20 protein-coding genes, 1 other RNA gene and 3 pseudogenes are annotated in these 18,780 nt (G+C 68.1%); 10 read left to right on the forward strand and 14 right to left on the reverse strand.

Features of this window, described 5'->3' with window-relative positions:
• Positions 1–220 precede the first annotated feature (220 nt).
• The 3 genes from BLU84_RS11105 to BLU84_RS11115 form a co-directional block, all read right to left on the reverse strand.
• Positions 221–2,398, reverse strand: a complete 2,178-nt coding sequence (locus BLU84_RS11105) for a CHASE domain-containing protein (RefSeq protein ID WP_170849148.1) — start codon at positions 2,396–2,398, stop codon at positions 221–223.
• A gap of 212 nt (positions 2,399–2,610) precedes the next feature.
• Complete coding sequence (locus tag BLU84_RS27160; protein WP_074866761.1) at positions 2,611–2,961, reverse strand: hypothetical protein; 351 nt, start codon at positions 2,959–2,961, stop codon at positions 2,611–2,613.
• Positions 2,958–3,395: a hypothetical protein gene (locus BLU84_RS11115; protein ID WP_074866764.1), complete on the reverse strand. Its 438-nt coding sequence runs from the start codon at positions 3,393–3,395 to the stop codon at positions 2,958–2,960. The genes BLU84_RS27160 and BLU84_RS11115 overlap by 4 nt, the downstream gene beginning before the upstream one ends.
• A gap of 193 nt (positions 3,396–3,588) precedes the next feature.
• Here BLU84_RS11115 and BLU84_RS11120 point away from each other — a divergent pair, with 193 nt between their 5' ends.
• Entirely contained in the window at positions 3,589–3,960 is a 372-nt protein-coding gene (locus BLU84_RS11120) for a helix-turn-helix domain-containing protein (RefSeq protein WP_031373591.1), read from the forward strand.
• Between the two features lie 2 nt (positions 3,961–3,962).
• Here the strand turns inward: BLU84_RS11120 and BLU84_RS28550 are convergent.
• A pseudogene (locus tag BLU84_RS28550) lies at positions 3,963–4,097 on the reverse strand (DUF6053 domain-containing protein); the annotation flags it as partial.
• 63 nt (positions 4,098–4,160) lie between these two features.
• Between BLU84_RS28550 and ssrA the strand changes: the two are divergent.
• Together ssrA and BLU84_RS28555 are read left to right on the forward strand one after the other, a co-directional pair.
• Positions 4,161–4,514: a transfer-messenger RNA gene (gene ssrA, locus BLU84_RS11125) on the forward strand.
• 163 nt (positions 4,515–4,677) lie between these two features.
• A pseudogene (locus BLU84_RS28555) lies at positions 4,678–5,196 on the forward strand (tyrosine-type recombinase/integrase); the annotation flags it as partial.
• A 145-nt stretch (positions 5,197–5,341) separates the two neighbouring features.
• Here the strand turns inward: BLU84_RS28555 and BLU84_RS27755 are convergent.
• Together BLU84_RS27755 and BLU84_RS11135 are read right to left on the reverse strand one after the other, a co-directional pair.
• Positions 5,342–5,632: a hypothetical protein gene (locus BLU84_RS27755; RefSeq protein WP_233431139.1), complete on the reverse strand. Its 291-nt coding sequence runs from the start codon at positions 5,630–5,632 to the stop codon at positions 5,342–5,344.
• A gap of 36 nt (positions 5,633–5,668) precedes the next feature.
• Positions 5,669–6,481: a toll/interleukin-1 receptor domain-containing protein gene (locus BLU84_RS11135; RefSeq protein WP_074866770.1), complete on the reverse strand. Its 813-nt coding sequence runs from the start codon at positions 6,479–6,481 to the stop codon at positions 5,669–5,671.
• Between the two features lie 1,210 nt (positions 6,482–7,691).
• Between BLU84_RS11135 and BLU84_RS26380 the strand changes: the two genes are divergently transcribed.
• Together BLU84_RS26380 and BLU84_RS11150 are read left to right on the forward strand one after the other, a co-directional pair.
• A complete protein-coding gene (locus tag BLU84_RS26380; RefSeq protein ID WP_139174927.1) occupies positions 7,692–8,057 on the forward strand; it encodes a hypothetical protein in 366 nt (121 codons plus the stop codon).
• A 504-nt stretch (positions 8,058–8,561) separates the two neighbouring features.
• The gene (locus BLU84_RS11150; RefSeq protein WP_139174928.1) at positions 8,562–8,972 is read left to right on the forward strand and encodes a hypothetical protein; all 411 of its coding nucleotides are present in this window, start codon (positions 8,562–8,564) and stop codon (positions 8,970–8,972) included.
• Positions 8,973–9,051: 79 nt separating this feature from the next.
• Here the strand turns inward: BLU84_RS11150 and BLU84_RS11155 are convergent, their stop codons facing one another.
• The 3 genes from BLU84_RS11155 to BLU84_RS11165 all read right to left on the reverse strand — a co-directional run bounded on the left by BLU84_RS11155 (position 9,052) and on the right by BLU84_RS11165 (position 10,938).
• On the reverse strand, positions 9,052–9,249 hold the full coding sequence (locus BLU84_RS11155) for a hypothetical protein (RefSeq protein WP_139174929.1): 198 nt from the start codon (positions 9,247–9,249) through the stop codon (positions 9,052–9,054).
• Positions 9,250–9,357: 108 nt separating this feature from the next.
• Positions 9,358–9,846: an SRPBCC family protein gene (locus BLU84_RS11160; RefSeq protein WP_074866787.1), complete on the reverse strand. Its 489-nt coding sequence runs from the start codon at positions 9,844–9,846 to the stop codon at positions 9,358–9,360.
• Between the two features lie 150 nt (positions 9,847–9,996).
• A complete protein-coding gene (locus tag BLU84_RS11165; protein ID WP_139174930.1) occupies positions 9,997–10,938 on the reverse strand; it encodes a hypothetical protein in 942 nt (313 codons plus the stop codon).
• Here BLU84_RS11165 and BLU84_RS26385 point away from each other — a divergent pair.
• The gene (locus BLU84_RS26385) at positions 10,916–11,248 is read left to right on the forward strand and encodes a hypothetical protein (protein ID WP_139174931.1); all 333 of its coding nucleotides are present in this window, start codon (positions 10,916–10,918) and stop codon (positions 11,246–11,248) included. The genes BLU84_RS11165 and BLU84_RS26385 overlap by 23 nt on opposite strands.
• Positions 11,249–11,493: 245 nt before the next feature.
• Here the strand turns inward: BLU84_RS26385 and BLU84_RS11175 are convergent, their stop codons facing one another.
• Positions 11,494–11,952, reverse strand: coding sequence for a hypothetical protein (locus BLU84_RS11175; protein ID WP_083382507.1), 459 nt, complete (start codon positions 11,950–11,952; stop codon positions 11,494–11,496).
• Positions 11,953–12,238: 286 nt separating this feature from the next.
• Here BLU84_RS11175 and BLU84_RS27500 point away from each other — a divergent pair, with 286 nt between their 5' ends.
• The gene (locus BLU84_RS27500; RefSeq protein WP_211664526.1) at positions 12,239–12,877 is read left to right on the forward strand and encodes an antitoxin Xre/MbcA/ParS toxin-binding domain-containing protein; all 639 of its coding nucleotides are present in this window, start codon (positions 12,239–12,241) and stop codon (positions 12,875–12,877) included.
• Between the two features lie 31 nt (positions 12,878–12,908).
• The gene (locus BLU84_RS11185) at positions 12,909–13,388 is read left to right on the forward strand and encodes an RES family NAD+ phosphorylase (protein ID WP_074866795.1); all 480 of its coding nucleotides are present in this window, start codon (positions 12,909–12,911) and stop codon (positions 13,386–13,388) included.
• A gap of 251 nt (positions 13,389–13,639) precedes the next feature.
• Here the strand turns inward: BLU84_RS11185 and BLU84_RS11190 are convergent, their stop codons facing one another.
• The 4 genes from BLU84_RS11190 to BLU84_RS11205 are packed head-to-tail and all read right to left on the reverse strand — an operon-like array spanning position 13,640 to position 17,039.
• Positions 13,640–14,344: a DUF4166 domain-containing protein gene (locus BLU84_RS11190; RefSeq protein ID WP_074866797.1), complete on the reverse strand. Its 705-nt coding sequence runs from the start codon at positions 14,342–14,344 to the stop codon at positions 13,640–13,642.
• Complete coding sequence (locus BLU84_RS11195) at positions 14,322–15,842, reverse strand: TIGR01777 family oxidoreductase (RefSeq protein WP_074866800.1); 1,521 nt, start codon at positions 15,840–15,842, stop codon at positions 14,322–14,324. The genes BLU84_RS11190 and BLU84_RS11195 overlap by 23 nt, the downstream gene beginning before the upstream one ends.
• 10 nt (positions 15,843–15,852) lie before the next feature.
• The gene (locus BLU84_RS11200) at positions 15,853–16,299 is read right to left on the reverse strand and encodes a thiol-disulfide oxidoreductase DCC family protein (RefSeq protein WP_074866804.1); all 447 of its coding nucleotides are present in this window, start codon (positions 16,297–16,299) and stop codon (positions 15,853–15,855) included.
• 59 nt (positions 16,300–16,358) lie between these two features.
• Positions 16,359–17,039 (reverse strand): GbsR/MarR family transcriptional regulator, encoded by a 681-nt coding sequence (locus tag BLU84_RS11205; RefSeq protein WP_083382508.1) that lies wholly within the window; start codon positions 17,037–17,039, stop codon positions 16,359–16,361.
• A 343-nt stretch (positions 17,040–17,382) separates the two neighbouring features.
• Here BLU84_RS11205 and lexA point away from each other — a divergent pair, with 343 nt between their 5' ends.
• Together lexA and imuA are read left to right on the forward strand one after the other, a co-directional pair.
• Positions 17,383–18,060 carry a transcriptional repressor LexA gene (lexA, locus tag BLU84_RS11210; RefSeq protein ID WP_074866810.1) on the forward strand — a complete coding sequence of 226 codons (678 nt, stop codon included), beginning with the start codon at positions 17,383–17,385 and terminating at the stop codon, positions 18,058–18,060.
• 10 nt (positions 18,061–18,070) lie between these two features.
• Positions 18,071–18,694, forward strand: a pseudogene (imuA, locus tag BLU84_RS11215) (translesion DNA synthesis-associated protein ImuA); the annotation flags it as partial.
• Between the last annotated feature and the right edge of the window lie 86 nt (positions 18,695–18,780).

Consider the following 18,780-nt stretch of genomic DNA (forward strand, 5'->3'; position numbering starts at 1 on the left):
TAACGCGGCGGCGGTGGGGATATCGGCAGGCTCGGCAGCCGCGGCGCGGGAGACGCGTGCGCCGCGGCTTGTGCGTGCGCGGGCCTTCGGCGACAGGTTCGCGGTAGACGATTGTCGCGGTCGCGGCTCGCGCCGCTCCTACATGGGCTACCTGTAGGAGCGGCGCGAGCCGCGACCGCGACACCGCAAACCCCGGCGCCGCTTCACCCGAGCCGCGCCCTCACCCGCCCCCAGGCAGCGTGAAATAGAACACCGCCCCCTCGCCCTCATGCCCCTCGGCGCGGATCGTGCCGCCGTGGCGCTCGACGATGCGCTTCACCGACGCCAGCCCGATCCCGTGGCCGGCGAAGTCCTCGACGTTGTGCAAACGCTGGAACGGCCGGAACAGCTTGTCGACGTAGGCCTGCGGGAAACCGGTGCCGTTGTCGCGGACGAAGAACTCGCGGCCGCCGCCGGGCGCCTCGGCGAGGCCGAACTCGATCCGCGCCGGCGCGCTGTCGCGGGTGAACTTCCAGGCGTTGCCGAGCAGATTGCCGAGCAGGTTGCGCAGCAGCGACGCATCGCCGACCACCTTCAGCCCCGGCTCGATCCGCACCTCGACCGCGCGCTGCGGCTCGCCCATGCGCAGCTCCTCGATCAGCTCGCCGGCGAAGCGGCTCAGATCGACGTTCTCGTGCTTGAGCTCGCTGCGGGTCAGGCGCGACATCTTCAACAACGCGTCGATCAAATCGCCCATGCGCGCGGCGGCCTTGCGCACCCGCGCCAGATAGCCGCGGCCGGATTCGTCGAGCCGGTCGGCGTACTTCTCGCCGAGGATCCGGCTGAAACCGTCGATCGCCCGCAGCGGCGCGCGCAGGTCGTGCGAGACGCTGTAGGCGAACGCCTCCAACTCCTGGTTGGCCTGGCTGAGCTCGCGCGTGCGCAGCGCCACGCGCGCCTCCAGGGTGCGGTTGAGCGCATGCACGCGCGCTTCCGCGCGCAGGCGTTCGGTCACGTCCTCGACCTGGACCAGGCCGGTGATGTCCTGGCCGACCTTGCCCGGCACCGGCGAATAGGTCAGCTGCACCTGCCGCGCCACGCCGTGCTGGCGCAGCAGCCGGCGGGTGGCGCGGTGCACGCCGTCCTCGTCGGTGCGCGCTTCCAGCGGCTGTTGCGCCTCGCCTTCCTCGTCTTCGAGCAGGCTGTCGAAGCGCTGGTCCAGCAACTGCGCGCGCGACAGGCCGACGATGTTGGCCAGCGCCGGGTTGGCATCGACGATGCGGCCCTCGCTGTCCAGCAGCGCCTTGCCGATCGCCGAATACTGCATCGCGCTGCGGAAGCGCGCCTCGGAGCGACGGAAATCCTCGGTCATGCGCAGCGCGATCTGGCGCGCGCGCGACTCGGTGTGCGCCAACACCAGGGCGATGCCGTACAACAGCAGCGCGGTGAAGATGCCCAGCGCGAACATGTTGCGCAGGCCTTCCATGCGCGGCACCGCCTGCTCGATCGGCGGCGATTCGTATTCGATCCGCCAGGTGCGGCCGTAGACCTCGAAGGTGGTCTTGTGCAGGAACGCGGCCGGCTGCGCCGGCTTGGGCCCCGCGGTTTCGAACAGCAAGGTCTCGTTGCCGCCGCTTTCGTCGAAGATGCGGAAACGCAGGTTCTTGTGGCCTTCGGCCAGCGAAGTGTCGACGAACTTCTGCAGCCGGAACGGCACGTACACCCAGCCCTGCATCTCGGCCCGGCGCAGGCTCGGGCTCTGCGGCCGGCCGCCGCCGAGATAGACCGGCAGCACCAGCAGCAGGCCGGTGCTCTCGATGCCGTCGTGCTTGTCCTGCAGCAACTGGATCTTGCCCGACAGCCGCGCCTGCCCCGACTCCAGCGCCGCCTCCATCGCCGCGTGGCGCACCGGCTCGGCGAACATGTCGTAGCCGATGACCTCGACATTGGCCGCGGTCCGGGGCTCCAGATAAAGAATCGGGCCGTACACCTCGCGCTGGCCGAACGGACGCACCGTCAGCAAACCGTAGCCGGCGTCGCGCCACTCGTTCTGCAACTGCACCAGCAGGCGCTGCGGCACATAGCCGGTGAAGCCCAGGCCAAGGGTCGAGGGAAACCGCCGCTGCAGGTTCATGCCCTCGACATAGGCCTTCCACTGCGCCGCAGTCGGCCGCTGCACCGAGGCGAACAAGGACACGCCGCCGCGCGCGACCAACTCGAAATTGACCATGCGCTGCTGCAGCAGCTCGGTCACCTGGGCGGTGCGGCCGATGAATTCGATCTGGGCCGAACGCTGCTCGCGATCGCGCGCCACCCGCCAGGCGGTGAACACCAGCACCAGGGCGACGATGAACACGATGAACGCCAGCACATAGCCGCGCCGCGGCATCAAACCGGAGACATCGGCGAAATCCGGCACGGGGTCCGGTTCGTTCGGCGGAGCGGCACGGGCGGCCGGATCGGTCGTCGTCATCCGCCCAAGCATACAAGCCGTACCCGGACAGGCACATCGCAGCGACGCAACATCACCTTCGTTGCGCCCAACTGCGGCCGCCCGGGCCGTGGCGATCCGGCCGCAGCGCGGCGCGTGGCGCCGCGCTGCATCGCCGGCGAGCCCAGCGCGGCACGGCGCTAGCGGCGCATCGAATCCTCGATCATCAGCCGATTGATGCACTCCAGATGATCGAGCGCCGCCTGCCGGCACAGCCGCGGCCAATGCGCCTGCACCCACACCGCCGCGCCGCCGGCGCGCTGCTGCCACAGATGCATCTCGATTTCGTCGGCCAGCTCCAGCAGCGCCCGGCCGTTGCGGTCCGCACGCGCAGCCAGGCGCGCGCGCGAGGCGCAGCGCGCGCCCCACAGCCAGCCGGCGAGCGCGGCGAGCGCGAACAGCGCCGCCGCCAGCGCCATCAACCACCACCACGCGCCCGCCGGCCATGGCGCCGCGCCCCACGCGGTGGCAGCCACCGCGACCGCGCTCATGGCGGCGCCCCCGCGTCCAGCAGCGCCAGATCCAGCAGTTCCAGGTCCAGCAGCTCCGCCGCGCTCAGCCGCAGGTCGCAGGCGCGCGCCATGCGCAGCGCGCGCTGCCGGGTCGAGACATAACCGCGCGAACGCATCCGCCGCAGCATCGCGGTGGACACCCCGGCCGCCTCCGCAGCCGCGCGCACGGTCGGGAAACAGGCGATATAGCGTTCGATCGGATTGGGCCGGGAACTCGGCGGAGCCCGCCGTCGATCGCGACCGTTATCATCCCCAGAGCTGTTTTCCACCGCACTTTCGACCTGCGATTCGAGCGCGTTCGTGACGCGGCTTCCGTTTTGCGGATCTTGTCGCGAAGCCGTGCCCCGCTGCGCCGCACCGCTGCGGCGCGCTTGTTCCCAGGTATTGCCGTTGCTGCGATTCAGCCGTTCCATGGCCCCTTTCTCCCGTGCATCCGTGCCAGGAAAAATTACCATCGTAAATTGCTCTTTTCAACAAGCAAAAAGAGTGATCTTTTTACGCGAGAATACGCAACAATGAGTTGCGCTCTCTTTTCCGCTCCGGCCCGCTGCCGGCCCGGACCCTGGCGCCCACGTTCTAGCCCTGCAGGATGCTCCGGCGAGACCTATGACCAACGCGCCCCATCAAGAATTCGCCAACCGGCTGCACCAGGCCCTGGATTTTTCCGGCTTCGCCAAGGGCCGCGCCCGCACCGGCGCCCTGTCCGCCTACTACGACGTCAGCCGCGAGACCGCGCGCAAATGGCTGGTCGGCCTGGCCCTGCCCGAACTGGAGCGGATGCTGCAGATCGCCGTGCAGCAGCACGTCAGCTTCGAATGGCTGGCCACCGGCCGCGGCACCATCGAAGGCAAATCGCTGTCGGTGCGCGAGAACGCCGCCAAATACAGCGATCCCGACGAACTGCGGCTGATGGGCCTGATGCGCAAGCTCTCGCGCAAGAAGCGCCGTGCGCTGATCGAGCTGCTCGACGGCAACTGAAGCGCTGCGCTGCTTGTGGGAGGGCCTTCAGGCCCGACGCTCTTGTTCCAGATCGCGCCGCGATCGGGCACGAAAGCATCAGGCCTGAAAGCCCTCCCGCATCGCCCCCACCTGAGCGCCGCCCCACCGTCGTCCACCGCGGGCTTGAGAACCGGCGCGCAACCCCTATACTGAACACGTCAGCGAAACACGCAGTTCCCGGGGGTGCACTGGCTTCGACGGGGGTCGCAAAATCGCTTGGCGCATGCCGAGGGGGTAGCTTTCCTCGTAAATCCAGCTGCAAAACTCTAGTTGCCAACGACGACAACTACGCTCTCGCCGCTTAAGGCGTAAGCCCCGAAACTGCTTGTGTCCGTGCTCGCAGCGTAGGGTCACTATCACGGAATCGCCGGGAGCGGCCGCCTGCCAGCTCCCGTTCAACCTATAGCAGGCTGGTCCTTGGATGCGCTTCGCGCGCCGTGCTGTCCCGGGACGAGATCTAACGGAGCGCTAAGCATGTAGTGCCGGGGATGGAGTGCCTTCGGACGGCGGTTCGATTCCGCCCACCTCCACCATCAGTTGATCCGCAAGGGTCCGAAACAGGCCGGGAATACCTTGATTTCAAGGGTTTCCGGCCTTTTTTGTGTCCGTCGTAGTCTGGCTTAGTCCTACATAGGACGTGCGACTTTGGGGGTATATGTTGGGGTACCTGACCCCATGCCCGAGCAAGCACCCCCAATGCCCCTGACGGATTTGGCAATTCGCAAGGCCAAGCCTGGCCCGAAGCCCTTCAAGCTCTTCGACTCCGGCGGCCTCTACCTGCCGATCAAGCCAGCCGGGTTCCGATATTGGCGCTGGAAGTACCGCTACGCCGGCCAGGAAAGGCTCATGGCCTTTGGCGTTTTCCCCGAGGTCTCGCTCACCAACGCGCGTAAGAGGCGCGACGAGGCGCGGCGCGTCCTCGCCAACGGCATCGATCCCGGCGAGCACAGGAAAGCGGCACGCGCCGCCCGCGGCACTCTGGATGCCGGCTCCTTTCAGGTCATTGCCCGGGAGTGGCTGCCGCTTCGCGACTGGGTGCCGGCCTACCGGGTCAAGGTCGAGGCCTGGCTCGAGGTCAACGTGTTCCCCTGGATCGGCGCCCGGCCGGCCGCTGAGCTGACCGCGGCGGACTTCCTTGCCCTCGCACGCCGGATCGAGGCGCGCGGCGCCTTGGAGTCGGCGCACCGGATCATGCAGAAGTGCGGCGAGATCATGCGCTTCGCGGTGGCCACCCAGCGCGCGCCGCGCAACCCGGTGGCCGACTTGAAGGGCGCCCTAGCGACGCCGCCGGAGCGGCACCTCGCCGCAGTCACCGACGCCAGGTCGGGCACAGGGCTCAAGGCGTCTAGCGGGGAAACCATCAACCTTCGATCTCACGCACCGAGAACTCGACGCCGACGTAAACCACGTCCTCGAACGTGCAGTTCTCGTTGTCCAGCGTGGCAGCGACGTCGACCGTGCGGTTGGTGGCGTCGACGAACGTGCTGCGGAGGATCTCGACCTTCTTCTCGCCGCATTGCTGGGCGAGCTCGATGCGGACTCGGGTGGTCGTGGTTGCTCCAGAAATGGAAAGCCCCGCGATTGCTCGCAGGGCCTGGATGCCTTGGTCAAACAAATAAATCGTCGCAGCAAACAGAATCCAGCGTCCCACGCTAGATGAAGCGACTTGTGCTAATTGCGGGAGAGCCTAAGTAGTACCAAAGAAATGTGAGACGATAAAACCTGCCGTGACCTCGTCCACAAATTTCATCGCTGCGGACATAGCGCTGTTCTTCGACGCGCCTTCAGCAGCCAATTTGCTGACCTCTTCGAATGCTCTCTTCACTGCCGCGGCCTCAGGTGCCTCGTCATTTCGCTGTACTGGAGACGGCGTCGAAGGCGAGCCAAACAAGTTGCCGGCTCGCCTACTCATTGTTGACTCAATTCGACCAACTCGACGGGAGAGAGCTCTCGTTGCAGCCAGTATCTCATTCAGAACGTCGTCTTCAGGACCAATCTCCTTGTTTGGCTGAGAGACCGTGTTCGCAATAATTGCCTTGAATTTCTGATCGAACTGCGAAAAATACGTCTCAAAGACCTGTTCAAGGACTCCCTGCTCCAATCCTTTCTCCCCTAACGCGCCGTTCAAAGTTCGAACGAGAGAAAGCATGCTCTCTCTAATTGGAAACGTGTGATTGAATTGACTTAATGGCTCGCGAACGTCGCCAGGCTGAAGATCAATGAGAAGAGTGCACACCCGTGCGGTTGAAAGCCCTTTAGCAAGCGCCCCCGCCTCAAAGAGTATCCAAGGACGTTCTTTGTTCTCTTGAGTGAGGCAGATTATGCCGACCGCAGTGTCTTGAAGTTGCCCAGAAATCTCACCAAACCAAAGGGCACCTCTGTCAATGTCTCGCGTGGAGACCCAAGGTTTCACAGCTTGGATTACGCATGACAACCAATCTCGCAGTAAATCTGCTACCTCTCGGCTCCGGTCACCTGACCAGCTAATGAAGACCTTCATCCCCCCGCTCCCTGTCCCTGGTAGAAGCCCAATCATGCTGCGGATTCACTGATCGACGCAATGGAGCGGCTGCGACACGACCCAGAACGGCGAAGCCCCGGCTTTCGCCAGGGCTTCAGGGACAATTCTTGACTGTGGCCAAATCTTCTCGCTGCGAGTGCAACTTGTCAACCACGTGGTCAACTGCTCCGATAAGACTCCGTCCACGCAGGGAGCAATCTACGATGGCAATGGTATTGCACATAGATGAGGCAGCAATTCGCACGGACAAGGTAGTCATGATTGGTCGGATTCGGAACGTAGGTGGCCGGCCAGGCGTTGTCGGGGTGCAGATATTGCTGGAGGGAGGCCATACCCACTCGGTCCACTTCCCATCCGAAGAAAGAGCAGACGAACTCTTCGCTCAGCTTGCGGAGCTGATGGGAAAGTACTAAGCAACGGCACTTCGTCCGCCTAAGAAGTCCATTACCCGCTGAAGTTCTCGGCGGTACTGCCACACCGAGAATCGACCGCCGTACAAAGCCTCGACGGCGGCCGCTTTTTCAACTTGGGTACCGGATTCGCAAAACTCATGTCGGAGCACCATTGCGCGAACCGGCGTAGATCGCGACAACTCCGACACCGCTCGATCGATCCAGCGAAGATGGTCTGGTGGCCGACTTGGCAATCCGGTTTCTACATGCTCCCGACTCAACTACAAATCGATCTTCGACACGCAAAGAATGCCCTTTTCGTCCGGCAGACTGTCGCTGTTGCCTTTGGACTCAAATTGGATCGTGAGTTCACGTGGGACGGACTCACTAGCCTGGTTTGTGGCCTTGAAGACGCCGAACTTCCGGCAAAGATCCTCGTTTACGGCAGAACTGGACTCGGCATTCGAGTGCCTGGCGAGGACCAAAAGCTAAGCGCTTTCTTTGATGCATTACGCGCCAGGCGCCCCGATATCGAGATCCTCATTCGTATCCTCTAGCTAACGCGCGGCACGAGCGGCATGGCGCCATGCCGGGGTTGGTTAACCGCGCGTCTAGTTGACGGGGTTAAGATCGGCCCAGGCCACATCCGGGCTCAGCCATGCTCCTCTCGACCCGACGGGAGAAGGCCGCGCAGCAGTTGTACGCGACGCTCTGGAGGTCGCAGAGGCCTGGGAATCGTCGGACTTCGAGCGCGCCTTCAATCAAGAAGCGCTGCGGGCTTAATAGAGTTAACTGCGATGGAAGATGGTGCAAAAAATTCGGCGGTGCGGCGAATAGATGCGCTTGTTCGTGCCGGATACAAAGTCGAACCCTGCACCGTCGAAGCACTGAATTTCGTGCACCCAGCCCACCGTGAGTTCAAGCACGCGCGCCTGATGATGCTCGATGATGGGCTGATAGTCGGCGGCCTGATCGACGACAAACACGAACTACGCATTCTGGCGGCAGATGAAGAGAAATTCTCAGCATTTCTTCGATCCATCCCCAGACCGACCAGTTGGCAAATCCACCGAGACAAGTTTTATTTTGTCGTTGCGTGGACCATCGGCATTGGGTTCTGGAGCGTGATCGTGATCATGTGGAAAGCCGCTATCGACAAATAGCTTTTCAAGACGAAGCTCGACGACCTGAAGCGCTCGGAGCTGAAGCCGCGGGACTCGCGGATCTCCCCCCCTTGGTGCCGCCGATCGTCTGGGAGGATGGCCGGCGCGCAATCCAATTCATGCGCTACCAGTGCCGGCTTCCGGGCTGGAACGAGAAGACCGAGCGCCAATACCAGGGCACGTACAACGCCTGGCGCGACAAGCTGGAATCGTCTTGGTCGAAGCTCTTCGGCTACCGCCACGGGATAATCCTGGCGGACGCCTTCTACGAGCACGTGCTGCGCCACAACCTGGAGCGCCGCGACCTCGACGCCGGCGAGACGGAAGAGGCCACAGCTTCCGCGCTCATCCGCGCGACCTGGCCCCATCGCCCCCTGCATGAGCCGCTTTCCCCGCGCCCTGCGAGTCCATCATCGGACCGCCGCATCCGATCGCGGCTGCGGCCCGAGGTCCGTTCTGGCGCAGGCCCGGTCGCGATCGGGCGCACTCTAAAAGGAAGACGGTATGAAAATGGGATCGGCGCTGTTGGCGCTGGCGGCTGCGTTCGCGTGTTGCCCGGCCGCTTATGCGGGACATCAGTACTACGACGGCGAAGTGTCGATCTATCTGCCCGGGCGCGGCGCCGCGGGTACCTTGAACGTGGCGCGCCGCAGCGCGGATCCGAACGCACAGATCGGTTGCACGATCAAATACGGCGTCCCCACCTCGACCTATCCCTACCCCGGCCTCACCCAGGTCTACGTCACCTGCGTGGCGCGCAACTCGCAAGGCCGGGTGGATTGCATTTCGGTGGACCCGGCCGTCATCGACATCGCTCGCACCATCGTGCCGACCTCGTTCGTGGCGTTCTCGGCCAACGAGAGCGGCCTGTGCGTGCGGCTGAGCGTGAGCAACGACTCGGCCTATCTGCCTTGAACGATGGGTGGGTCGCAACAACGCAAAGGCCGGCAAACGCCGGCCTTTGCGGTTCCAAGACGATGGCGCGGGCGCGGACTTACTGGTCCTCGTCTTCCTCTTCCTCGTCGCCTTCTTCTTCGTCCTCGTCTTCTTCGTCCTCATCCTCGTAAGGCAGGCCCATCGAGTACCGCAGCCACGGCTCGCCGCCGGCCTTGGTGCCGGGGGCCACGGCGAGGACGACCCAGCCGTCCTGCAGGCGCTGGTTCACTTCCTGCACGTCGTCGATTTGCACCACTTCACCGATCGTTTCCAGATCCACGTGTCTTTCGCTCCTGGGTGGGAGCGCGAAGCATACGGCAGGCGGCGGCGAGTGATAAGGCGGCCGGCGCGGCGTGCGCGCGGTCTATGCGCCGGCGATGGGCGCGGACGCCGGCGTGCGTTCGCATTCGCGTTTGAGCGCGGCCAGGGCCAGCTCCCAGTAGTAATTCAGATGGCCGTAGACGGCGTAGTCGGACAGGTTGCTCAGGCTCAACCGCAAGTGGGTGCCAGCGCCGTCGGGTTCGAGTTCGAACGCGAACACGGCGTGGTGTTCGGGCGTGTCGGGCAGCGCGCGGCGCGACAGCGAGCTGTAGTGGGTGTATTCGAGCCGGCGCGGCGGGTCGAAGGCGCGCACGTGGCCGGTGTTGGCGAACCGCAAGCGGCCGTGCAGCGTGCCGCTGACCCGGATCGGGCCGCCGATGCGCCAGTCGGTGTCGATCGTCAGCGGTTCGTCGGACATCCAGCGCGGTGCGAGCGCGGGGTCGGTCAATGCGCGCCACACCGCATGCGGCGCGGCGGCGATGTCGATGCGCTTGACGACCGGGTCGGGGTAATCGGCGGGCGTAGCTGGCATGCGCGGCCAATGGCGGGACGGTCGCTCATCTTGCGCCGATGCGTGCGGCCGGCAAGTGTCGCGTTTCCGGATCGATGCGTTCGTGGCCGGATTGTCGAAACCGACTCACCCGCAATCGCGTTTCCAGCCTGCCGCCACCCTGCCCCGCGGCTAAGTCTTCGCGCAGCTCTCGCCTTGCTTGTCGGCATACCAGATCGCGCGTCGCGCGCGGTCGTAGGCCATGTCGGCCGAGCGCGGCAGCAGTTGCTGGGCGTTGACCGGGTCGGCGCCGCTGGCGTAGGCGCGCTCGATCCGCTGCAACTCGTCCAGGCCCGACAGCGCCGGCGCCAGCCATTGCCGCAGGCGCTCCATCCCGCAGCTGCGGCGGCGCGTTTCCAGCTCGCCGATGGCCGCGCGGATGCGCGCGCTGGCGTCGCCCTGGAGGCCGGGCGCGCGTTCGAACGCGATCGGCGCGGCCTTGTAGGCATCGCCGGTGGCCTCGCTGCCCAGATCCGAGGGGCGCTCGTGATAGGCCGGATTGAAGCGCACCGGCGGCGGCGGCCGCGCGACGACTTCCTGGGTCTGTTTGCGCCCCGGCAGTTTGTCGACGATTTTCTTCAGGCGCTTGTTGGCGTTCTCCATCAGCGCTTCGCCGAGGGTGCCCTCGCTGGCGAAGCCGCCGAAGCCGCTGCCTGGGAAAGGCAGCGCCGGCGGTGCGCGCTCGAACGCATTCCTGACCTTGTTCGCGTTGGGATCCTCGTCGCTGCCCGGGATGTAGGTCTTGCGCTTCATCGGGTTGAAGTCGGGAGTCACCGGCACCGCGACCAGGCCTTCGGAGTTGTACAGGCGCGCGGACGGCGCGCTGGGATGCGGCGCCGTGCGCGGCGCGGATGCAGCGGGTGCGACCGGCGCGGCGGCAGCTCGCGCCGCACGCGCGGACGGCGGCGTTGCGCTGCGTGGCTTCGGTTCGGCGTCGGCCGCAACGGGAGCGGACTCGTCGGGTGCAGGCTCAGGCCCGGCGCGCGGCACCGGCACGATGCGTTCGACCAGCACCAGCTCGACGTCCGGCGCGAGCGGCAACGGCGGCGGGATGCGCATCAACAGCCAGACCATGAACGCCGTCGACGCCAACGCCAGCGCAGCGGCGCCCAGGCGTAACGGCAATTCGGGCGATGACTCGTCTGCGCGCATGCATCCTGCTCGGAAAAACGCCGCGTGCGTGCGCGCTGCGATGCGCGCGGGCTTGCGTGCGCTCGGCGAAGCGTGGCGGTTGCGGCGGAACGGGCGCGGAGCGCGCATGGCGCGATCCGCGGTCCCGAAGCGCGGCGAAGCGGAGCGCGGCGGATCGCCGGAGCGCGGCGGCCGCCAGCGCGGACGACGCGGCTGCGGCCATCACCCGGGCGATATCGGCGACATCGCGTAGGTGAACCTCGCGCGCGCCCAGTGCGCCCGCGAAACCGCGCCGGCGATGCCGGCGGCTCGCTGCGCGCGCGGATCGGGTCGAGGCGACGATAACGAGGAGCGAGGGCGCAGGAGAATTAAATTTCCGTTGCTGACGCCGCAAGGGCGAGAACGGTGTAGCTCGCGTTCACGAACCGGCGACGCGTGCGGCCGCACGCATGCGCGAACGCGGGCCGCGCGCGTCGCGCGGCCTGCGCGCGGCGGCGCTCAGCGCCTGCGGAACGCCGGCACCAGCGCGCCTTCGGCGAGCTTGCCGTTGGCCCGCCACACCACCGTCCCGGGCGGGAACTCTTCGCTGCGCGCGAAGGCCGCGGCTTGCGCGGCCAGCACCTTGATCGCGCCGGCGCTGGACGGGTTCCAGGCGAACACGCCCTGCTTGCCGTACCACACCACCGGCGTGGTGGTGTCCAGGCGGGTGTCGGGGCACAGCACATAGCCGCGCGACTCCAGCACCTTGAGCGCCGCGGCCGGCACCGCGGCCACGCCCGGACGGGTGCGCGCGTCGGAATGCTCGGGGCAGGTCTCGGCCGAACGGGCCATAGCGGCGGCATGGGTCGCGTTGTCTTTCGCCGGCGGCTGCGCGCGCCGCTTCTGCGCGTCGGCGTGCGGGGCGAGGATGAGCAACAGCCCCAGGCTGGATCCGAGGATGCGCGACTTGCAGTTCATGACGACTCCGAAAACGAAACGTGAGGGCTCGATAAGGCGGCGCGGGCGCGGCGGCGGACGGACGGCGCGCTGTTCAGCCGCGCAGCATAGCAACCAAAAGTGTGCCATTTCGTGTCGACTGCCGGCTCTGCCAGGGGCGCGGCGGCGGCCATGCCGAGACAGTGTCCCAGGTCAGGGTCGCAGGGTCCGCGACCACGCGCGGTGAAGCTGAATCCGGACGGGACGGCTTGCATCGACCGTATCGTTTTGAGCTATAGTTCGTCCAAATCAAGACGGATTCAGCGCCATGAGCAAAGCCACCAAGCCGTCCGCCCCGGCCAAGGGCGCCGCCAAGACCGTCGCCAAGCCGGCCAAGCCGCTCGCGCGCGGCCGCGCCGACGCGCAGGCCGGCCAACGCCTCGTCCACGACGCCGCCTACGCGCCGCCGCTGGCCAAGCGCAGGCTGGCTGTGCGCGATGCGCCGCCCGCCCCACCCGCACCGGCCACGCTCAACGGCTACGTCGACTACCTGCGCGAAGCCACGCCGCTGCAGCGGGTCGAGGCCGAACGCGAAGGCGTGCCGGCGCGCATGGTCAAGCACATGGCCAGCGACATGGACCTGCCGGCGGTGCGCATGTTCGACATCCTCGGCATCGCCAAGGCCACCGCCGAGGCCAAGGCCGCGCAGCAGGCGCACATCACCGGCGCCAGCGGCCAGGCCGCGCTGGGGCTGATCCAGTTGCTCGGCATCGCCCGCGACATCGTCGCCGACAGCACCGATCCGGCCGCGGCCGACTTCGACGCCGCGCGCTGGCTGGGCCAATGGATCGAGCAACCGCAGGCCGCGCTGGGCGGACAGCGGCCGGCCGACCTGCTCGACACCCCGACCGGTCTGAGCGTGGTCGCGCGCCTGCTCGGCGCGCTGGCCAGCGGGGCCTACCAGTGACCCGGCGCGGCGCAGGCACGGAGCCGTGCCGATGACCAAGCTATGGCGTATCGCCGGCGAGACCCGCGCCTACCGCGCCGACGACATGAGCGGCGCGGGCGCGGCCAAGTTTCCCGGACGCTGGAACGACGAAGGCCAGCGCGTGCTCTACACCGCCACTTCGCTGGCGCTGGCGGCGCTGGAGACGGCGGCTTACGTCGACGCGCACGGTTTGCCGTTGAACCGGCACGTGGTCTCGATCGAGGTGCCGGCGTCGGTGTGGAAGGCGCGCATCCAGTTGGCCGTCGCCGACCTGCCCGGCGGCTGGGACGCGGTGCCGGCCGGCCTGGCCAGCGTGCGCATCGGCGCGCAGTGGCTGCGCGGCGGCGACTCGGCGATCTTGCTGGTGCCGTCGGTGATCGTGCCGGAGGAGTACAACGCGCTGATCAATCCCGAGCATCGCGATGCGAAGAAGCTGCGCGCGGTGGCGGGGCGGAAGTTTCAGTACAACGTGGTGTTTCGGGCGCCTTGAGCGGGCGGCGCTGGTTTCGCGGGTTTGCGCCGCGAGTTTGAAGCTTCGCGGTCGCGACTTGCGTCGCTCCTACAGGGGGTGGGCGTGGATTGCGCAGGCATTCGTTTGCCGCGAAGCGCTTCCTGTAGGAGCGGCGCGAGCCGCGACCGCGTGGTCGCAGGTTCGCGCCGCAAGCTCGATGCCCCGCGGTCGCGACTTAAGTCGCTCCCGCAGGTAGCCGTCCGTGGCGTGCGCGCGATCGCAACAGCGCATCAGCCGCGCATGCGCTGGAACCGGCCTTCCTGGTGGAACAGCGGGCCGAACCAGGAGTGGACGACGTCGATGCTGACTTCGAACTGCTCGGCGTCCAGGTCGCGGTGCACCAGCACGAACCGGCCCGGCGACAGCAGCCTGGGCAGCGGCAGGCGCAGGCCGCGCCAGTGCAGGAAGAAGCCGTCGTCGACGAACACCAGCCGGTTCGGCAGCACTTCCAGGCGCACCCGCATGCCCAGGCCGCCGCCGAAGTGTTCCAGCAACTCGCCATCGGCGCCCAGGGTCATGCGCGAGCGGAAGCTGAAGATCTCCTGGGCGAAGTGGTAGGTGCGGGTCTTGAGCCAGCCCAGTTCGCGCCGCAGCGGTTCGACGTCGAAGCGGAACGGCACGTTGTCGGCGTTGTGGTGCGGCAGCACCCGCGCGTAGCGGATCAGCCGCGCGAACAGCGCGCCCAGGCGGGTGCAGCGCACCTGGTGCATGTCGCCGACGTATTCGGCCTGGGCCTGGCCGTCGGCGAGCCCGAAGCGCGCCTGGATATGCGGATGCAGCAGCGCCCAGCGCGGTCCCAGCGCGGCCTTGAGCAGTTCGGTCAGGTCGTGCGCGGGAGCCGCTCGGCCGGCCGCGGCGGGAAGATCCGCCGCCGCGGGAGCGACGGCGCGGTCGCCGGCGGGCGCCGGCAGGTCAATGCGTTGCAACAGTTCCATGTCCCTCACCCGGGTGTCCTACACCCACATAGTCAGAACGGGGATCGATCGCCAAACCGGCGCGCGCGCCGCCCAAGGCGCTGGCGAGCACGGGGTGGACGAAGGCGAAGCGCTGGTCGGTCAGGCGCTGCGGCGCGACGACGGGGCCGTCGAGCAGCATCGTCGCCATCTCGCCCAGCAGCAGCCGCAGCGGCGCGGCCGGCATCGCCAGCCACGCGGGGCGATGCAGCGAGCGCGCCAGCTCGCGGGTGAACTCGGCCTGGCTGCAGCCGCCCGGCGCGACCAGGTTGTACGGGCCGCGCACGCCGGCGTGTTCGACCGCGTGCTCGACGAAGCGCAGCACGTCGTCGAGATGGATCCAGGCGAACCACTGCTTGCCGTCGCCCAGGCGCGCGGCGCCGCCGAGCGCGGCCGCCAGCGCCAGCATCGGCAGCAGGCCGCCGCTGCGGTGCAGGACCAGGCCCAGCCGCAGCGTGGTCAGGCGCACGCCGTGTTCGCCAACCGGCGCGGCGGCGCGTTCCCAGGCCGCGCACAGTTCGCTGGGGAAGTCGCCGCGCACCGGCGCGACCTCGCGCAGTTCGGGCGCGCTGCGCGCCTGCGCGCCGTACAGCCCGACCGCGCTGGCCTGCAGCCACAGCGCCGGCTTGGCGCTGGCGCGATCGCACCAGGCGCGCAAGGCGTCGGTGGTGCCGACGCGGCTGGCCAGCAGCGCGCGCTTGCGCGCCGGCGACCAGCGCGGGCCGACCACCGGCGCGCCAGCGAGATTGACCACTACGTCGATGCGTTCGTCGTCGCGCAGTTCGGCGGTGTCGGCGATGCAGCGTGCGCGGCCGCCGAAACGCAGCGCGGCGCGGCGCGGATCGCGGCTGAGCACAGTGATGCGATGGCCGCCGGCGAGCAGGCCTTCGACCAGCGCGGTGCCGATGAAGCCGGTGCCGCCGCTGACCAGGAAATGCTGCTGCGGGTGCTGCGCCAGCAGCGGCCGCGGCGTGGGCTCGGCGGCGTTGGCGCGCGCGGCCAGGCCGTCGCGCACCGCGCTGACGGCGATGCCCAGCGCGGCCGCGGTCAGCGCCCACGACATCCAGCCATGCGCCGCCACCACCAACGCGCTCGGCAGCGCCCAGTCGCTGCGCGTGGCCAGCGCATACACCGCGAACATCGCGCCGCCGTTGACCGCCAGGATGGTGTGCAGCACACGCTCGGTGTTGGGCAGCAGGCGGGTCGCGTCTTCGACCACGAAGTCCCACAAGGTGATGCCGACTTCGATCAGCACCAGCGCCCACACCGCCGCCAGCCACAGCCCTTGCGGGCGGATCCAGGCGAACACCAGGAACAGGAAGCCGTAGACGAAGCCGCGCGCCGAATGCAGCTTCAGCTCCAGCGCGGCGCTGCGGCGGTTGGCCAGCTTCTCCATCACTTCGTGGTGGGCGACGGTGTCGAGCGCGCCCATCGCGATCTGCAGCAGCAGCAAGCTCAGGAACAAGGTGTGCAGGTCCATGGCCGCTTCCTCAGTAGTGGGTGGGGCAATGGCCGTCGTCGCAGCGCGGCGCGGGGTCTTCGCCGGCTTCGCGAAAGCCCAGCCAGCGCGAGACGCGGTGGCGGTTCGGCGCGATCCAGCGGTAGGCGCGCGCGGCGGCGCGGCCGGCGCCGGGCACGCGCAGTGGCCAGGTCAGCCAGCCCAGGCCGACCGCGCGGTAGGCCTCGGCGATGCCGGGCACGCCGATCCGCCACTGGCCGTCGGCGCCGCGCACGTGCAGGGCGTTGCGCAGCGCGTCGAGCGGGAAGCCCCACTGGGCGGGGTCGAAATCGTCGGCGGCGATGTCGACCAGGCGCAGCCGGCCGTGGCGGTCGCGCGCCTTGAGCCGATGCATCTCGCTGCGGCACAGCGGGCAGGCGCGGTCGTACAGGGCCACGACCGGTTCGATGGGAAGGCGGGTGACAGGATCGTTCTTCATGATCGACTCCTACGGTTATTTCGGTAATTACAGAAATAGATCGGCAAAAAAGGGCGCGCTCAGCTCGGGCCGTTGCCGCGCGGTGCCGCGGCGCCCGCGTCGGCCTGGCCCGTCGCAGCGCCCTCGCCCGCCTCGTCCTCATCGGCGAACAGCACGCCCACGGCCTGCGCCTGCGGTTCCGGCAGCGGCTTGATCGGGCCGCGCACGAACTGCTGGATGCGCGCGCCCATCTTCAGCAGCTTGATCAGGGTCTTGGGATCGAGCCGGTTCATCTCGTCGATCCAGCCGGTGCCGGTCTCCATGAATTCCAGCACCTCGCGCATGCGCGCCAGGGTCAGGCGATCGCGCGGGTCGGTCGGATCGGGCGACACCGCGGCGTTGTCGCCATCGAGCACGGCGGTGCGCAGCATGCTCAGGGTCGGTTCGATCTCGCGCCGGCGCCGCTCCTGGACCACGGCGCGAAAGATGTCCCACACGTCCTTGTAGGTCTCGAAGTGGTCGCGGCGGTCGCCGAGCACATGGGTGACCCGGGCCAGGTTCCAGGACTGCAGCTCGCGCAGGCTGGTGCTGACGTTGGACCGGGCGAGGTTGAGGGTTTCGCAGATCTCGTCGGCGGTGATCGCGCGCTCGGACAGGAACAGCAGCGCGTGGATCTGGGCGACGGTGCGGTTGACGCCCCAACGGCTGCCCATCTCGCCCCAGTGGAGGATGAAGCGTTCTTGCAGGGGGCTGAGGGGCATGATCGTTCTCTTGTTTCTGTTTAGACAGAAATTAATGAAGAGACCGTAGACCGTCAATAGGCTCCAGCGCCGTTCGTCGGCGCTTCCCGCCAGCCGCTGTAGGAGCGGCGCGAGCCGCGACTGCGGACCGGCATGATCGCGGCGCGGTTTTGGTATGTAGCGCAGGCACTTACGGCGCGATCTTGATGCCACGCGGTCGCGGCTTGCGCCGCTCCTACAGGGGTGCTGCGTCGCAGTCGCTGCGACTGGGGGCGCTCAATCTGCGCCGATCCTCCACTTCCCGTCCGTCGGCCGCGCCTGCCCTGGCTTACCGGCGTGCCTGGATTATTACTAAAATTAGTACATGAGCCTGACCGACCTCCGCCGCGCCCTGCTCGCCTTCCTGCACGAGCGCCTCGACGCCGACGGCCTGCCGCCATCGCAGCAGGAAATCTGCGCGCGCTTCGGCTTCCGCCAGAACCGCTCCGCCGGCTACCACCTGCAGGCGCTGCGCGAGGACGGGCTGATCGAACTGTTGCCGGGCCGCGCGCGCGGCATCCGCCTGCGCCCGGCCGGGGTGCGCGAAGCGCTGGCCTGGCGCGCCGAGCGCGAAGGCCTGGACCTGCCCGCGTTCGCCGCGCGCGGCGGCTACGACGACGCGCGCGAAGCGCTGCCGATCCTCGGCCGGGTCGCCGCCGGCGCGCCGATCGGCGCCGACGCCGAGACCGAAGCGCACGTGCTGATCGACCGCACGCTGTTCTCGCCGCGGCCGGATTACCTGCTGCGGGTCAAGGGCGATTCGATGCGCGAAGACGGCATCTTCGACGGCGACCTGGTCGCGGTGCACCGCACCGCCGATGCGCGCAGCGGCCAGGTGGTGGTCGCGCGCCTGGGCGATGAAGTCACCATCAAGCGCCTGCGCATCGACGCCGACGGCATCGCCCTGCTGCCGCGCAATCCCGATTACGCGCCGATCCGCGTGCCCGCCGATGCCGACTTCGCCATCGAAGGCCTGTACTGCGGCCTGGTGCGCAGCGCCTGAGCGGCCGGCGATGAGCACCCCGCCCGTATCGCTGGAAGGCCTGCTCGGTTCGCGCCGGCTGTGGCGCGGCCAGAACGCGCAGATCGCGCCGTCCGCACAGCCCACCGGCCACGCCGCGCTCGACGCCGCGCTGCCCACCGGCGGCTGGCCCGAAGCCGCATTGACCGAACTGCTGCTGCCGCACGCGGGCGTGGGCGAACTGCGCCTGCTGTGGCCGGCGCTGGCGCGGCTGTCGCGCGCGGCGCCGGAGCACGAGGCGGGGATGATCGTCCTGGTCGACCCGCCGCTGCTGCCGTATGCGCCGGCCTGGCGCGACGCCGGCGTGGCGCTGTCGCGCTTGCAGGTGGTGCGCGCGGGCGGCCGCGATGCGCTGTGGGCGGCCGAGCAATGCCTGCGCTCGGGCGCCTGCGCGGCGGTGCTGTGCTGGCCGCAACGCGCCGACGACCGCGCCTTGCGGCGCCTGCAGGTGGCGGCCGAAACCGGCCAGTGCCTCGGCTTCGCCCTGCGCGAGGCGCGCGCCGCGCTCAACCCCTCGCCCGCCGCGCTGCGCATCGCCATCGACGCCGCGCCGGCGCAGTTGCGCGTGCTCAAGTGCCGCGGCGGCAATGCGCCGACGCGGGCGATCGCGTTCGCGCCGGAATCCTCCGCCGTTGATCGCAACCCGATCCAGATACCGCGGCCGCTCGTGCGCGAACCCGAGGTCGGCGGCGCCGTCGTTCC

This window comes from Lysobacter enzymogenes, assembly GCF_900106525.1.
Lineage (GTDB): Bacteria > Pseudomonadota > Gammaproteobacteria > Xanthomonadales > Xanthomonadaceae > Lysobacter > Lysobacter enzymogenes.

Excerpts from the sequence above, each read along its gene's own strand:
- BLU84_RS27160 (WP_074866761.1), bottom strand. The coding sequence starts at position 2,961 with ATGAGCGCGGTCGCGGTGGCTGCCACCGCGTGGGGCGCGGCGCCATGG.
- BLU84_RS11115 (WP_074866764.1), bottom strand. The coding sequence starts at position 3,395 with ATGGAACGGCTGAATCGCAGCAACGGCAATACCTGGGAACAAGCGCGC.
- BLU84_RS11120 (WP_031373591.1), top strand. The coding sequence starts at position 3,589 with ATGACCAACGCGCCCCATCAAGAATTCGCCAACCGGCTGCACCAGGCC.
- BLU84_RS11135 (WP_074866770.1), bottom strand. The coding sequence starts at position 6,481 with ATGAAGGTCTTCATTAGCTGGTCAGGTGACCGGAGCCGAGAGGTAGCA.
- BLU84_RS26380 (WP_139174927.1), top strand. The coding sequence starts at position 7,692 with ATGGAAGATGGTGCAAAAAATTCGGCGGTGCGGCGAATAGATGCGCTT.
- BLU84_RS11150 (WP_139174928.1), top strand. The coding sequence starts at position 8,562 with ATGAAAATGGGATCGGCGCTGTTGGCGCTGGCGGCTGCGTTCGCGTGT.
- BLU84_RS11160 (WP_074866787.1), bottom strand. The coding sequence starts at position 9,846 with ATGCCAGCTACGCCCGCCGATTACCCCGACCCGGTCGTCAAGCGCATC.
- BLU84_RS26385 (WP_139174931.1), top strand. The coding sequence starts at position 10,916 with ATGCGCATCAACAGCCAGACCATGAACGCCGTCGACGCCAACGCCAGC.
- BLU84_RS11165 (WP_139174930.1), bottom strand. The coding sequence starts at position 10,938 with ATGGTCTGGCTGTTGATGCGCATCCCGCCGCCGTTGCCGCTCGCGCCG.
- BLU84_RS11175 (WP_083382507.1), bottom strand. The coding sequence starts at position 11,952 with ATGAACTGCAAGTCGCGCATCCTCGGATCCAGCCTGGGGCTGTTGCTC.
- BLU84_RS27500 (WP_211664526.1), top strand. The coding sequence starts at position 12,239 with ATGAGCAAAGCCACCAAGCCGTCCGCCCCGGCCAAGGGCGCCGCCAAG.
- BLU84_RS11185 (WP_074866795.1), top strand. The coding sequence starts at position 12,909 with ATGACCAAGCTATGGCGTATCGCCGGCGAGACCCGCGCCTACCGCGCC.
- BLU84_RS11190 (WP_074866797.1), bottom strand. The coding sequence starts at position 14,344 with ATGGAACTGTTGCAACGCATTGACCTGCCGGCGCCCGCCGGCGACCGC.
- BLU84_RS11195 (WP_074866800.1), bottom strand. The coding sequence starts at position 15,842 with ATGGACCTGCACACCTTGTTCCTGAGCTTGCTGCTGCTGCAGATCGCG.
- BLU84_RS11200 (WP_074866804.1), bottom strand. The coding sequence starts at position 16,299 with ATGAAGAACGATCCTGTCACCCGCCTTCCCATCGAACCGGTCGTGGCC.
- BLU84_RS11205 (WP_083382508.1), bottom strand. The coding sequence starts at position 17,039 with ATGCCCCTCAGCCCCCTGCAAGAACGCTTCATCCTCCACTGGGGCGAG.
- lexA (WP_074866810.1), top strand. The coding sequence starts at position 17,383 with ATGAGCCTGACCGACCTCCGCCGCGCCCTGCTCGCCTTCCTGCACGAG.